Below are 13,408 nucleotides of genomic sequence, written 5' to 3'. Positions count from 1 at the left end.
CGTGCGCATCACCGTGACGCCCCGGTGGTGGAGCCGCCCAATACATCGAGGCAACGGAACTCGGCCCTGCGGCTTGGAGCGGGCCGCAGCCGACGTGGCGGGCTATCCCCCGCACCACCCCGTCCGGCAGGCAGGGCCAGCATGATGAGGCTGGGCGGCTCGGCGATCGGCTGGTTGCCGAGCAGAGGCCCCTGGGTCAGAGGCTCCAGAGGAGGACGGCGTCGTCGGTCGAACCGGCGAGGATCGTGCCATCCGGGGTGAACGCGACGGTTCCGCCGCCCGCGCCGGTGCGGGTGGTCCTGCGGGCGGCCACGTCCCACAGGCGGGTGGTCTTGTCGGAGCTCGTGCTGGCCAGGGCCTTGCCGCCGGGGGCGAAGGCCACGGAGTCGACGGTGCTCTGGTGGCCGGTGAGCATGCCGGCGGCGGTCTTCGCCGCCATGTCCCAGAGCCGGACGGTGCCGTCGCCGCTGCCGCTGGCCAGCGTCCGGCCGTCCGGGCTGAAGGCCAGCGTCTCGACCTCCTGGGTGTGGCCGGAGAGGGTGCCGACGGGCTTCCAGCCCGGCACGCTCCAGAGCCGGATGCTGTGGCCCCCGGTGGCGACGGAGTTGTCGTGGCCGCTCGCCAGGATCTTGCCGTCGGGACTGAACGCCAGCGCGCTGACCGTCGCGGCCTGAGGCTCGATCTTGGCGATGCGGGACTGGTCGGCCATGCGCCACAGTCGAATGGTCTCATCAACGCTGCCGCTGGCCAGCGTCTTTCCGTCCGGGCTGATCGCGATTGCGTCGACCGCCTTCTCATGGCCTAAGACGATGCCGATCCGGGCGTGCCGGGCCACATCCCACAGCAATACGCTGTCATCGCCCGCGCTGGCCAAGGTCTTGCCATCCGGACTGAATGCGACCTGTACGACCACCTCCACGTGGCCTTTGAGGGTCGCGATTCGGGCGCCGGTGTCCGTTTTCCACAATCGGACGGTCTTGTCCTGGCCACCGGTGGCCAGGAGTTTGCCGTCCGGACTGAACGCGACGCAGGCGGCACCGCCACTGCCGGAAAGGGCGCGTCCGCTCCCGAGCGGTTGCGGGCGGGCGGTCTTCCGCCCGCCGGAGGCGCCGGCATGCCTGCCGCTGCAGGCGTCGGACAGCATCAGGGCGGCTGTCCCCACCCCGGCGAGCAGGACGCTCCGCCGCCTGAGCAGTCCTCTTGTTCCCGCGTCCTGCGCTGAAGACGACTCACCCATCATGACGGCGTTCCTCTCCGCAGACCGCTACGGATCTGCACCGGACGGCCACGCGGCCGATCCGGACTGGCGATGCTCGGGATTACTTTCCGAGACCAATCTCGAACAATTGGTAATGGAGGATTTCGACGGAGTGACGTGTACGGATTTGATGCTATCTACTCCGTAGATCGCGCCCACATCGCCCCCCGATCGCCGCCATTGCGGCGGCCGCCACACGGATCAGGTCCTTCCTTTCTGAATTTTCCGAGAAGAAGTCGTGGTCCATGAGGGCGCTCACCGCCGTCTCTGGCCAGGCCCGGACGCAGGCGGGCGTGGGCATCACGCTTCGACGGGCCGGAGACGCACAGCCCCTGCGGCGCGGGGTCGGCACCCGCCGTCCGGAGGTGGCCCTGGCTGATGATTGATCTCTGGCGTTCCTTCGCCCCCGCGCGGGGGATTCCAAACGAATCCCGGAGCGGCCCGGCGCGTGCTGGCTGGCCAGTCGGCTCGGCGAAGGCGGCCAAGGCGTCGTCTACCTCGGCGAGGACGCGCGGGGCGGCAGGCAGGTCGTTAGGAGCCGGCGAGGGGACTGAACCCCTAACCTTCTGTTGACAAGACGGCTTCCGGAGTCCGGCCTTGTCCAGCCCTAGATCGTCTAGTCCCATTTCGACTGGTCGGGCAGCGGGCTCACGACACCTCCAGCACCAGCGGCTTGTGCTCGAGCGATCCCGATGCGAACGCCCGGATCCGCTCACGGAGATCAGCCGCGACCTCACGTCGCCGGTCGTCCTGAGTCAGGCGCCGGTGTGGTGGGCCAGGGGCTGGTGGGGGTCGTTGCCGTGGGTGAGGTGGTCGGTGTGGACGGTGGCGGCGGTCAGCCGCGGAACCGCGTGGATGAGGGCGTGTTCGGCGTCGACGGCGACCCGGTGGGCTTGGACGATGGTCAGGTCGGGGTCGACGATGATGTCGGCCTCGGCGCGCAGGGCGTGGCCGATCCAGCGCATGCGGACCTGGCCGAGTCCGCGGACGCCGTCGACGTCGCGCAGTGCGGTTTCGGCGGTGTCGACCATGGCGGGGTCGACCGAGTCCATCAGGCGGCGGTAGACCTCACGGGCGGCGTCTTTGAGGACCATGAGGATCGCGACGGTGATCAGCAGGCCGACGACGGGGTCGGCCCAGCGCCAGCCGATCGCGGTGCCGCCTGCGCCGAGCAGCACGGCCAGGGACGTGAAGCCGTCGGTGCGGGCGTGCAGGCCGTCGGCGACCAGCGCGGCCGAGCCGATCTTGCGGCCGGTGCGGATGCGGTAGCGGGCGACCCACTCGTTGCCGATGAACCCGACCACCGCGGCGATGGCGACGATGCCTGCATGGGTGATGTCGCGCGGGTGCAGTAGCCGGTCGACGGCCTCGTAGGCGGCCACGGCGGAGGAGGCGGTGATGGTGAGCACGATGGCGATGCCGGCCAGGTCCTCGGCGCGGCCGTAGCCGTAGGTGTAGCGGCGGTTGGCCGCGCGGCGGCCCAGCACGAACGCGATGCCCAGCGGCACGGCGGTCAGAGCGTCGGCGGCGTTGTGGATGGTGTCGCCCAGCAACGCCACCGATCCTGACATCGCAACGATCACCGCCTGAACGATGGTGGTCGCCCCCAGGACGCCCAGCGACAGCCACAGCGTCCGCATGCCCTGGCGCGAGGTCTCCATGGCCGTGTCGACCTTGTCCATCGCCTCATGGGAGTGCGGGGTGACGAAATGCGCGAGCTGATGCCGCAGCCGCACCCACGAGCCGCGTCCATGCCGATGCCCGTGACCGTGACCGTGGTCATGCGGGGCGGGCGCACCTTGCTCAAGCCACTCTGGTCGGTGCCGTTCCGGTTCGTGCGGCTCGGGGCTGTGGGTGTGGTCGCTCACCGAGTGTGCCTCTCGTGGACGCTGGTCGGGCTGGACGCCGGAGCTTCTCCTCACCATTATGTGCATATGAGCGCACGCATGCATCTATCAGGTGCACACGGGTCGCAACAGCCAGAGGGTGGCGAACGGATCGAGGTGGCCGCGCGGATTCTCGGCCTGCTCGCCGACCCCACCCGCCTGGCCCTGCTTCGCCGTCTCGGGGAGAGCGAGGCCGATGTCACAACGCTGACCGAGTGCACCAAGGCCTCGCGGACCTCGGTCAGCCAGCACCTGGCCAGGCTTCGGCTGGCCGGGCTGGTGACCACCCGCAAGGAGGGGCGACGGGTGGTGTACGCGCTGCGGCACGGGCATCTGCGCCGCCTGGTCGACGAGGCGCTCCAGGTCGCCGACCACCAGATCGGCCAACTCCCGCCCCACGACTGACACACGACTGCTGCACCGGTCAGTGGCAGCGCCCCTTGATCGCGCTGTCGTTCAGGTCAGGACCCGATGGCCTGGGGGACGCGGGACAGGGCGAAGGTGGTACAAGGTGAGGCCCCCGGCGGATCGGCCAGGCCCGGACCGCCGGCTTGGACCCGGTCGGCAATGTCGGCTGCGGCAGCGCGATCGTTGACAGGCCCAGCCACACGGGTCGGCTGTCGGCGCGGTCTTCGGAGCGCTGCCGACGGGGCGGGCACGCCCCTGGCGGGCATGTGGTGGAGCAGCTGATCGCCGCGGCCGGGCTCGTGCTCGCGGCGGGCGCGACGTGATATTGCCCCGGGGCGGACGCCGGGCGCGAAGGCGTGAGGCTTGCGCGGGGGCTTGGGCCCCGGACCGTGGCGGCGCCAAGACTCTCAGGGTCCAGTGCGCATGGATCGATGGGGCGCGCGTACGCAACGTCCCAACCGTGGCTCCACTGCCACGCGACGAGTACTGGAGCGGCACGGCCGGGAACGTCCGACCTCAACGCTATGGTTCGTCTTCATGAACACAGTCCACAGCAGCCTCGATGAGAGGATCCGGGCGTGAGCCGCTACCGGGGACCCGCCGTCCTGATCAACAGCGGCGGATCCGAGGTCGAGGTCTACGTCGATCTGCGCTCCAAGCAGCGGGAGTGGTCCGGGACCGCGACCATCGCCGACTTCGATGCCGACGCCTCGCACGACCAGACACTGAGACTTCCCGACGGCCGCGAGGCCCAGGTCACGCTCGGCGGTTCCGAAGCCTGGTCTGATGTCATCAGCCTGATCGGAAGTGGTCCGCCGCCCTTCGCCTGAGCACACCGTCCGACCGGCGAGCTCACACGCCATCGCGGCGAGCGGGCAATCGCCACCAGGCCTTTCCAGCATCCCGATCTCAAGAGCCGACTTACGTTTTTGTTCCGTAGTTGTGAGACTCGACGGCTCGAAGGTGCTCAGCCGCCCAGTTTCATGACCAGCGAGCGCAGGTGAGGCGTTGCGGCGTTCTCCTGGCCGCGCTTCATCCACGATGCGATGTGTTCGCTGACCAGTTCGGCCAAGCTCGCGCGCTCGTCGTCGCTGAGCTCGACCGTGGTCGTGGTGTCGGTCCGGCAGTCGTAGGCGGTGAAGAGGATGTCCCCGACTGCCTGTTCGGCCGCGGGGGGCTTGCGGTTGTGCTGAGCATGCCACGCGGCACTGTTGTTGACGACGCCCCATCCGTGCAGGGCCTCGTAGTTGGTGAGTTCGAGCCTCATGGGGCTGGTACCTCTCGCCGCCAGGTGTGACCACACCCTATGCAGGCACCCTACGCAGATGTGGCCACACCGACCGTCCGGACGACACGCCCACCACCGGCCGCGCACGGTCACCGATCCAGGCTCTGCAGGACCGGACGGCTCACCGATTGGTCGGCGCTTCTCGTCGACCCGTCCTCCCCCGGCCAACGCCCGACGGGCCGCTGCAGCCGGCGGCCGTGTACGTCACCGCAGCCCCCCGTCAGTGGCGCACCCGCCGACATCCTTCGCACCACGGTCTCCAGACCGCCGCCGTGAGGCCTGTGAAGGCCTCCGTCTCGGCCTGTTCGGCAAGGGCAGCGCGAAGTGCGAATCAGAAGGTGGCGGCCGGGCCTGCCGTACCTTCGATAGGTATCCGACGTTGCACAAGACCGGCAGCCGCAGCGCGGCGTGCGCGTGGTGGCCTGGTGGGCTGGGGAGGGTCGACCTGGGGCCGGCTCCCGCCTTTTGCTTGTCCGGGTCAGCTGCGAGGGAAGGCGGCCCATGCGGTGATGCCGAAGGCGTCACCGTCCTTGCGGATCTCGGCGGCTCCGCGTCCCGGCCAGTGGGCCGGGATGACGAGTTCTCGCAGCTCGGCGGCGCGGGAGAGATAGGCGCGGCGGGTCTTGGCCGCGAGTTGCAGGTCGTCGCAGAAGCAGCTGTTCCATCCGGGTTCCAGGACCTGGACGGGGCTGTGCAGCATGTCCCCGACGAAGACGGCGCGGTCGGTGCCCGAGCGGAGGGTGAGGACGGACGAGCCGGGGGTGTGGCCCGGTGCGGCCTCCAGCAGCAGGTTGCCGTCGATGCGGTTGGCGTCCTCCCACAGGACCGCCTGTCCGGCTCGGTGGATGGGGGCGATGCTGTCGTTGAAGACCAGCTTGCTGCCTTCCCAGCGGATGCGTTCGTGCTCGTCGCGCGGCGCCCTGCTGCGGCGGGGGCTTTCCGGGTCGAAGTAGAGGTTGTCGGCGCGAGGGATCAGGTAGGTGGCGTTGGGGAAGGTGGGCAGCCATTGCCCGTCACGCGATTCGGTGTTCCAGCCGACGTGGTCGTAGTGGATGTGGGTGTTGACGACGACGTCGATGTCCTCGGGAGCGACGCCGGCCTGGCGCAGGCGGGTGAGGTAGTCGGTCCTCAACCCGGCGAACTGCGGGATCTGCGGGCGCTCGCGGTCGTTGCCGACCCCGGTGTCCACCAGGATGGTCTTTCCCTCGCTGCGCAGGACCCAGGTCTGGATGTGGCAGCGGTAGGCGTCATCCGCGGGGGTCCAGAAGTCCGGGGCCAGCCACTCCTGGTTGTCGCGCCAGATTTCCTCGCTGCTGTCGGGGATGATGAAGCGCGCGGTGCGGATGGGGCCGGACCACTCGACAACGCGGGTGATCTCGACATCGCCGAGCGAAATGGTGTCTGCGGGCATGACGGATACTCCGAAGAGAGCCGGGTGCGGAATACGGGCGGCTCAGGCAGGCGGCGCCGGTTCGTGGGACGCAGGGGCGTAGCGGGCCAGGAAGCCGAGTACGGCTTCCTCGATCACCACCTCCGCGGAGGGCTGAACGGCCACCTCTTCCTCGAAGGCCATGACTCCCGGCCAGACGAGGAACTCCTGCACGAGGCCCATGAACTGGCGCGCCGCGAGGTAGGTGTCCGGGCACCGCAGGCGGCCGCTGCTGACCAGACCGTCGAGGCAGCCGACGAACGCGGTCACGACGGGTCCCTTGCCGATCCGGTAGAACTCGTCCGCGATCCACGGCTGGCGCCCTGACTCGGCCACCACGAGACGGGCGAAACGGATCTGGTCGGTCTCGGTCGCGAAGCGTTGGAGTGACCGGGCGAAGCCACGGAGAACCTCCTCGGCGCTCGCGCCGGCGTCGCAATCGACGAGGCTCCGGTCCGGGCCGGCGAACGCCGACCAGTGGTGGCGCACCATCTCTCGGAAGACCGTCTCCTTCGAGCCGAAACGGTTGTAGACGGTCTGCCGTGAGACTCCGGCGCGCTCGGCGATCCGTTCCAGGGTGACCCCGTCGTAGCGGTCGGCCAGGAAGAGTTCCTTCGCCGCTGCGAGGATCTTCTCGTCGGAGGCCGACCTACGGCGTCCGGGCTCCCTCCGCCGCACCCCCGGCTGGTCCGTGCTCGACCGTTCGATCACGTCACTCCGCTCCCTCAAAGTTAGACTTTACAGTACAGTCTAACTTAATCCGGGCTAGTGCGCAGGCACTAGGAGACCTGGGCGGCTGGTCCGGGTGCACCAGGGGAAGACGGCGGCAGGGGACGATGCCCCGCCAGGGCGCCGGAGGGAAGCGTTGGAGGCGCGCAAATCCCGCGCATTTCCCAAGCGGTGTCTGGAGTGATCGACAGGTGGCGACATTTCTCTACCGGGTCGGACGGTGGGCCTTCCGGCGGCGCCGGCTCGTGGTGGCCCTGTGGCTGGGCGTCCTGGTGCTCGCCGGGGTAGCCGCCGCCACGGCGCCGGCCGGGCAGGACGAGGACCTCTCCATGCCCGGCACCGAGTCGCAGAAGGCGTTCGATCTGCTGGACGAGCGCTTTCCCCAGAGCAACGCCCAGGGCGCCGAGGCCCGCCTGGTGTTCCAGGCCCCGGACGGGCAGCGGGTGACGGCCGGCACGAACAAGACGGCCGTCGAGGAGGCGCTCGGCTCGCTGAAGGACGGCGATCAGGTCGCGTCGGCAACGGACCCCTACGAGACCGGTGCCGTCAGCAAGGACGGCACCGTCGCCTACTCCACGATCACCTACACCGCGGACGCCGTCGACCTGACCGAGCCGACGAAGAGCGCCCTTGAGGACGCGGCGGGCAGGGCCCGGGACGCGGGGCTGACGGTGGAGATCGGCGGTTCGGCCCTGGACGCGGAAGAGGCTCCCGGTGGTACGACCGAGATCATCGGCGTGGTGGTGGCGGCGGTGGTGCTGGTCCTCGCCCTCGGGTCGCTGGTCGCGGCCGGGCTGTCGCTGCTGACCGCCTTCTGGGGCGTGGCCATCGCGTTCGGCCTGGTCACCGCGCTGGCCGTTCCGCTGGGCCTGACGTCCACCGTCGCCATCCTGGCGCTGATGCTGGGGCTGGCGGTCGGGATCGACTACGCGCTGTTCATCACCTCCCGCTTCCGCGACGAGCGCGCCCGGGGCGGCGAGCCGGGGGAGGCCGCCGGCCGGGCGGTGGGCACGGCCGGGTCCGCCGTCGTCTTCGCCGGGGCGACCGTCTTCATCGCCCTGGTCGGGCTGGGGGTCGTCGGGATCCCCGAACTGACGAAGATGGGCATGGCCGGGGCGGGCGCCGTGGCTCTCGCCGTCCTCGTCGCGCTGACCCTGGTCCCCGCGCTGTTCGGCTTCTTCGGAAGGCGGGTGCTGTCGCGCGCCGTCCGCAAGGCCGCCCCGGCGGGGAGCGGGCGGCCGGCGTCCGCCGCGGCCGGCCGGCCCGGGCTCGGTACCCGCTGGGCGCGGCTCGTGCTGCGTCGGCCGGTGACGGTGCTGCTGGTCGGCGGGCTCGGTCTCGGCGCCGTGGCCGTGCCCGCGCTGAGCCTCGAACTGGGGCTGCCCGGAGACGAGTCCAAGTCGGTGGAGACCACCCAGCGCCGCGCCTACGACCTGCTGTCGGAAGGCTTCGGCCCGGGCTTCAACGGCCCGTTGACCGTGGTCGTGGACATGTCGAGGTCCGCGGGACCCGCGGGCCGCCATCGACCAGGTCGTCAAGACGGTGCGGGGCCTGGACGGGGTCGCGTCGGTCGACCGTCCGGTTCTGAACCGGGCCGAGGACACGGCCGTCCTCACCGCCGTCCCGCGGACCGCGCCGGCCAGTGGCAGGACCAAGGACCTGGTGCACGCCATCCGGACGGCGGTCTCCGGCGTCGAGGCCCGGACGGGCACCGACATCCTGGTGACCGGCACCACCGCGCTGAACATCGACATCTCCGAAGCGATGTCCGACGCCCTGCTCCCCTATCTGACCGTGGTCATCGGCCTGGCCGTGCTCCTGCTGATGGTGGTCTTCCGGTCGGTCCTGGTCCCGGTCAAGGCCGCGCTCGGCTTCCTGCTGTCGGTCGGCGCCGCCTTCGGCGTCCTCGTCGCGGTCTTCCAGTGGGGGTGGGCGGCGGACCTGATCGGCATCGAGCAGACCGGGCCGGTCATGTCGCTGATGCCGATTCTCATCATCGGGATCGTGTTCGGGCTCGCGATGGATTACGAGGTCTTCCTCCTCACCCGGATGCGGGAGGCCTACGTCCACGGCGCGTCCCCCGGCGAGGCGATCGTCAGCGGTTTCCGGCACAGCGGGCGTGTGGTGGCCGCGGCGGCGATCATCATGATCAGCGTGTTCACCGGATTCGTCGGGATGAGCAACCCGACCATCCAGACGATGGGCCTCGGCCTGGCCTCCGCCGTCGCCTTCGACGCCTTCGTGGTCCGGATGGCGATCGCGCCCGCGGTCCTGGCGCTGCTCGGCCACCGGGCGTGGTGGCTGCCGCGTAGCCTGAAGCGCGTGCTGCCGAATGTCGACATCGAGGGCGAGGCGCTGAGCAGGCGTGCCCCGGCCGCCGCGACCGCACCGGACGCGGTGGTGCCGTCGATCTCCGTCGACGGGCGCTGAGCCGGCCATGACGAAGCCGGGCGACGGTGGCCCGCGGCCACGCGGCATGTGGTGGCGGGAGGGCGCGATCACGGCGGTCGCGTTCGCACTCTGCCTCCTCGGCGGCGCGCTGGCGGTCGACGACAAGTCGCTGACACCGCCGCCCGTCGCCGCCTATCTCATCGCCGTGGTGTGCTGTGCCGTGCTGCCGGCGCGGCACAGGACACCCCTGGCCGCGATGGCGGCCACGACCGCATGCGGCATGCTGGTGGCGCCTTTGGACCTTCTGCTGAGCCCGCCCATCGTGGCCCCCGCCGTGATCGTCGCCTACTCGCTCGCCGTGCGCACCGAACGGCGAGCGGCGGGCGCGGCGCTGCTCACCTCGGCGGCACTGCTGGTCGCCTCCAATCTCGTGGTCACGTTCGGAACGCTCTCCTGGCAGGACGCGAGCAGGATTGCGACGGTGGCGGCGTTCCCGCTGGTGGCGGGCATCCTCGGACACTCGACGCAGAACCGGCGGGCCTATCTGGCGGCGATGGAGGAGCGGGCCAGGCGGGCCGAGGAGACCCGGGAGAGCGAGGCGCGCCGGAGCGTGGCAGAGGAACGGTTGCGCATCGCCCGGGAACTGCACGATCTCGTGGCCCACCAGATCACCCTGGCCAACGCGCAGGCCACGGTCGCCGCCCACCTCTTCGACACCCGCCCGGAGCAGACCCGCACGAGCCTGAAGGAACTCGTCGAGACCACCGCCGACGCGCTCGACGAACTGCGGGCCACGGTCGGCCTGCTGCGCCAGACCGGGGACGCGGCCGCGCCCGCCGAACCGGCGCCCGGGCTGTCCCGGCTTCCCACGCTCCTCGAATCCTTCCGCCGCGCGGGACTGGAGGTGGCGGTGCATCAAGACGGCACGTCCAGGCCGCTGCCGCCGGGTCTGGACCTCACCGCCTACCGCATCGTCCAGGAGGCCCTGACCAACGTGACCAAGCACGCCGGCACCGGCAGCGCCCGAGTGCGCTTCACCTGGAACCACGACCGCGTGACCATCACCGTCACCGACGACGGACGGGGCGCCCGTACATCGCCGACTGGGGCGCCGGACCGTCCACCCGGTTACGGCCTGATCGGGATGCGCGAGCGTGCCACCGCCGTCGGCGGGCACCTCACCGCGGGCAGGCGTCCCGAGGGCGGCTTCCTCGTGTCAACCGAGCTGCCCCTCCCGCCCGCCAAGGACACGACGCGGAGGGCCGGCGGAACGGTGGCGGTCGAAGGGCGGACGGCCACCGCAGAGGCTGGGGACGCGCCGTGACGCTCCGAGTCCTGCTCGCCGACGACCAGGCCCTGCTGCGCGGTGCCTTCCGGATGCTCCTCGACACCGCCGACGACATCACCGTGGTCGGCGAGGCAGCCGACGGCGAGGAGGCGGTGAGACTCACCAGGGACCTGCGCCCGGACGTCGTGATCATGGACATCCGCATGCCCGACGTCGACGGTCTCACCGCCACCGCGGAGATCTGCGCGGACCCGGACCTGCGCGCGACCCGCATCCTGATCCTCACCACCTACGAGACCGACGAGTACGTCGCGCAGGCGCTGCGCGCGGGGGCCGGCGGCTTCATCGGCAAGGGCATCGGGGCCGAGGACCTGCTGGACGCCGTGCGGACGATCGCCGACGGCGACACCCTCCTGTCCCCCGCCGCGACCCGCTCCCTGGTCGCCCGCTTCCTGGCCACACCGGACGTCGCCCCGCCGCGCCACGCCGAACGGCTCGCCGCGCTCACCCCGCGCGAACGCGAGATGGTGGCCCTGGTCGCGACCGGCCTGTCCAACCAGGAGATCGCCGAGCGGGAGTTCCTCAGCCCCTTCACCGTCCGCGCCCACGTGCAGCGCGCCATGACGAAGCTGGAGGCCCGCGACCGGGCGCAACTCGTCGTCATCGCCTACCGGACGGGCCTGGTCCACGCCGCCCCCGGCGACGACCACCTGCCGTAGTCCGGTGACGGCGCCGCGGGCATGCCGCTGAGCATCCCGGCGGCGCCTGACCATGCCGTGGATCACATCGCGAATGTAAGCTAACGTACTAGTTCGTCCATAACGAAGGAGCACATCGCGGTATGCGCAGGTCAATCGCGACCGTGTCGCTCAGCGGCTCGCTGGCGGACAAGCTGACGGCCATCGGCGGGGCCGGCTTCGACGGGGTGGAGATCTTCGAGAACGATCTGCTGGTCAGCGGCCTGAGCCCCGAGGACGTACGGCGGCGTGCGGCGGATCTCGGGTTGGCCATCGAGCTGTACCAGCCGTTCCGCGACTTCGAGGCGGTGCCGCCCGACACGCTGGCGGACGGGCTGCGGCGCGCCGAGCACAAGTTCGCCGTGATGGAGCGGCTCGGCGTCACGCGGATGCTGGTGTGCTCAAGCGTGTCCCGCGCCGCGATCGACGATGACGCGCTCGCCGCCGAGCAGCTCTGGCTGCTGGCGGAGCGCGCCGCGGAACATGGAATCCGGATCGCTTACGAGGCGCTCGCGTGGGGACGGCACGTCAGCGACTACTTCCACGCCTGGAAAATCGTCCGGATGGCGGACCACCCCAATCTGGGGGTGTGCCTGGATAGTTTTCACATTCTGGCCCGTGATGTCGATCCGTACGCCATCCGCACGATCCCTGGCGAGAAGATCTTCTTTCTCCAGCTTGCCGACGCTCCGTCCCTGCCGATGGACGTCCTTTACTGGAGCCGCCATTACCGCTGCTTTCCGGGACAGGGCGACCTGGACGTGGCGGGGCTCGTCGCCCATGTGCTGCGGACCGGATACGACGGTCCGTTGTCACTGGAGGTGTTCAACGACATCTTCCGGCAGGCGGCCTCCATGCGTACCGCGCAGGATGCCATGCGCTCGCTCATCGCCCTGGAGGAGCAGGTGGGCCTGCGCATGGGGAGAACGGTGACGAGCCTGTCGTCCCCGCCGCCTCCCGTTGTGCCGACCGGCTTCGCATTCGCCGAAGTGGCGGCACCTTCCATGGGCGCGCTCGGGACCCTGCTGGACGCTCTGGGCTTCGCGCGGACGGGCGCGCACTCCGGTAAACCGGTGGAACTGTGGGAGCAGGGAGCGGCTCGTGTGCTGGTGAACAGCGGGAGCACGGAGAGCCCCGACGGTCCCGCGCTCGGCGCGATCGGGCTGGAATCACCGGACCCGGCCGCTTCGGTCAAGCGGGCCGAGGCGCTGCTGTCCCCCGTGCTGCCGCGCATGCGAGGGCCGCATGACGCTCCGCTGGACGCCGTCGCCGCGCCGGACGGGACCGAGGTGTTCTTCTGCCGGACGGCGCGTCCCGACCATCCGAGCTGGATCGATGATTTCTCGGAGGATCGCCGGAGCGCCGGCTCGGCCGGCGAGATCACTCATATCGACCATGTGGCGCTGACGCAGCCGTGGCATCATTTCGATGAGGCATCACTGTTCTACCGGAGCGTTCTGGGGCTTCGCCCTCACGAAAGCCTCGAATTGCCCGACCCGTACGGCCTCATGCGGAGCCGGGCCGTGTCCACCGAGGACGGCGCGGTACGCGTGGCGCTCAATGTCGCCAATGTCAGCGCGTACGACGGGTCGCACGACCTGGCCTGGCAGCACATCGCCTTCGCCAGCCGGGACATCGTGGCGACCGCCCGGCGGTTCCGGGCGGCGGGTGCCTCGATGCTCTCCATTCCGGAGAACTACTACGATGATCTCGTGGCGCGTTACGACCTCGGCCCGGAAAGGCATCGGCTCCTCCGCGAACTGAATCTCCTTTACGACCGGGACGAGCAGGGCGAGTTCCTGCATTTCTATACCGGGACGACCGGGCGCGTGTTCTTCGAGATCGTCCAGCGCATCGGCGGCTACCGTGGATATGGCGCCGTCAACGCGCCGGTCCGGCTGGCGGCGCAGCACGTCCGGCCGCGCCACCGGTCCGATTGAACCGGGGGCCGCCGCCCTGGGACCACTGCTGGTCAGCGCGCGGAGGCCGAGTCC

11 protein-coding genes and 1 pseudogene are annotated in these 13,408 nt (G+C 70.3%); 7 read left to right on the top strand and 5 right to left on the bottom strand.

What is annotated here, in order from left to right; translation table 11 throughout:
* Nucleotides 1-196: 196 nt before the first annotated feature.
* Both J4709_RS38995 and J4709_RS38990 read right to left on the bottom strand, forming a co-directional pair.
* Nucleotides 197-1,240: a WD40 repeat domain-containing protein gene (locus J4709_RS38995; RefSeq protein ID WP_208249069.1), complete on the bottom strand. Its 1,044-nt coding sequence runs from the start codon at nt 1,238-1,240 to the stop codon at nt 197-199.
* A gap of 773 nt (nt 1,241-2,013) precedes the next feature.
* Nucleotides 2,014-2,994 (bottom strand): cation diffusion facilitator family transporter, encoded by a 981-nt coding sequence (locus J4709_RS38990; protein ID WP_307801941.1) that lies wholly within the window; start codon nt 2,992-2,994, stop codon nt 2,014-2,016.
* Nucleotides 2,995-3,261: 267 nt separating this feature from the next.
* Here J4709_RS38990 and J4709_RS38985 point away from each other — a divergent pair, with 267 nt between their 5' ends.
* The gene (locus tag J4709_RS38985; RefSeq protein ID WP_372442212.1) at nt 3,262-3,549 is read left to right on the top strand and encodes an ArsR/SmtB family transcription factor; all 288 of its coding nucleotides are present in this window, start codon (nt 3,262-3,264) and stop codon (nt 3,547-3,549) included.
* A 581-nt stretch (nt 3,550-4,130) separates the two neighbouring features.
* Nucleotides 4,131-4,382, top strand: a complete 252-nt coding sequence (locus J4709_RS38980; RefSeq protein ID WP_208249065.1) for a DUF4873 domain-containing protein — start codon at nt 4,131-4,133, stop codon at nt 4,380-4,382.
* 137 nt (nt 4,383-4,519) lie between these two features.
* On the opposite strand, the gene J4709_RS38975 is transcribed toward J4709_RS38980, so the two are convergent.
* The 3 genes from J4709_RS38975 to J4709_RS38965 form a co-directional block, all read right to left on the bottom strand.
* Nucleotides 4,520-4,819: a hypothetical protein gene (locus J4709_RS38975; protein WP_208249063.1), complete on the bottom strand. Its 300-nt coding sequence runs from the start codon at nt 4,817-4,819 to the stop codon at nt 4,520-4,522.
* A gap of 499 nt (nt 4,820-5,318) precedes the next feature.
* Nucleotides 5,319-6,251: an MBL fold metallo-hydrolase gene (locus J4709_RS38970; protein ID WP_208249061.1), complete on the bottom strand. Its 933-nt coding sequence runs from the start codon at nt 6,249-6,251 to the stop codon at nt 5,319-5,321.
* Between the two features lie 42 nt (nt 6,252-6,293).
* Nucleotides 6,294-6,980 (bottom strand): TetR/AcrR family transcriptional regulator, encoded by a 687-nt coding sequence (locus tag J4709_RS38965; RefSeq protein WP_208249059.1) that lies wholly within the window; start codon nt 6,978-6,980, stop codon nt 6,294-6,296.
* A gap of 125 nt (nt 6,981-7,105) precedes the next feature.
* Here J4709_RS38965 and J4709_RS54000 point away from each other — a divergent pair.
* From J4709_RS54000 to J4709_RS38945, 5 genes and pseudogenes are all read left to right on the top strand, one after another.
* Nucleotides 7,106-8,251, top strand: a pseudogene (locus J4709_RS54000) (MMPL family transporter); the annotation flags it as partial.
* A 289-nt stretch (nt 8,252-8,540) separates the two neighbouring features.
* Entirely contained in the window at nt 8,541-9,428 is an 888-nt protein-coding gene (locus J4709_RS53995) for an MMPL family transporter (RefSeq protein WP_307801940.1), read from the top strand.
* Nucleotides 9,429-9,435: 7 nt separating this feature from the next.
* A complete protein-coding gene (locus J4709_RS38955; RefSeq protein ID WP_208249057.1) occupies nt 9,436-10,713 on the top strand; it encodes a sensor histidine kinase in 1,278 nt (425 codons plus the stop codon).
* Nucleotides 10,710-11,396, top strand: coding sequence for a response regulator transcription factor (locus J4709_RS38950; protein ID WP_208249054.1), 687 nt, complete (start codon nt 10,710-10,712; stop codon nt 11,394-11,396). The genes J4709_RS38955 and J4709_RS38950 overlap by 4 nt, the downstream gene beginning before the upstream one ends.
* Nucleotides 11,397-11,518: 122 nt before the next feature.
* The gene (locus tag J4709_RS38945; protein ID WP_208249051.1) at nt 11,519-13,354 is read left to right on the top strand and encodes a bifunctional sugar phosphate isomerase/epimerase/4-hydroxyphenylpyruvate dioxygenase family protein; all 1,836 of its coding nucleotides are present in this window, start codon (nt 11,519-11,521) and stop codon (nt 13,352-13,354) included.
* Nucleotides 13,355-13,408 lie beyond the last annotated feature (54 nt).

Source organism: Actinomadura violacea (genome assembly GCF_017573465.1).
Lineage (GTDB): Bacteria > Actinomycetota > Actinomycetes > Streptosporangiales > Streptosporangiaceae > Spirillospora > Spirillospora violacea.
The sequence above is the reverse complement of the archived record's forward strand: the minus strand, read 5'-3'. Positions and strand labels throughout refer to the sequence as shown.

Coding starts and splice junctions, on each gene's coding strand:
- J4709_RS38995 (WP_208249069.1), bottom strand. CDS start 1,240: ATGATGGGTGAGTCGTCTTCAGCGCAGGACGCGGGAACAAGAGGACTG.
- J4709_RS38975 (WP_208249063.1), bottom strand. CDS start 4,819: ATGAGGCTCGAACTCACCAACTACGAGGCCCTGCACGGATGGGGCGTC.
- J4709_RS38970 (WP_208249061.1), bottom strand. CDS start 6,251: ATGCCCGCAGACACCATTTCGCTCGGCGATGTCGAGATCACCCGCGTT.
- J4709_RS38955 (WP_208249057.1), top strand. CDS start 9,436: ATGACGAAGCCGGGCGACGGTGGCCCGCGGCCACGCGGCATGTGGTGG.
- J4709_RS38945 (WP_208249051.1), top strand. CDS start 11,519: ATGCGCAGGTCAATCGCGACCGTGTCGCTCAGCGGCTCGCTGGCGGAC.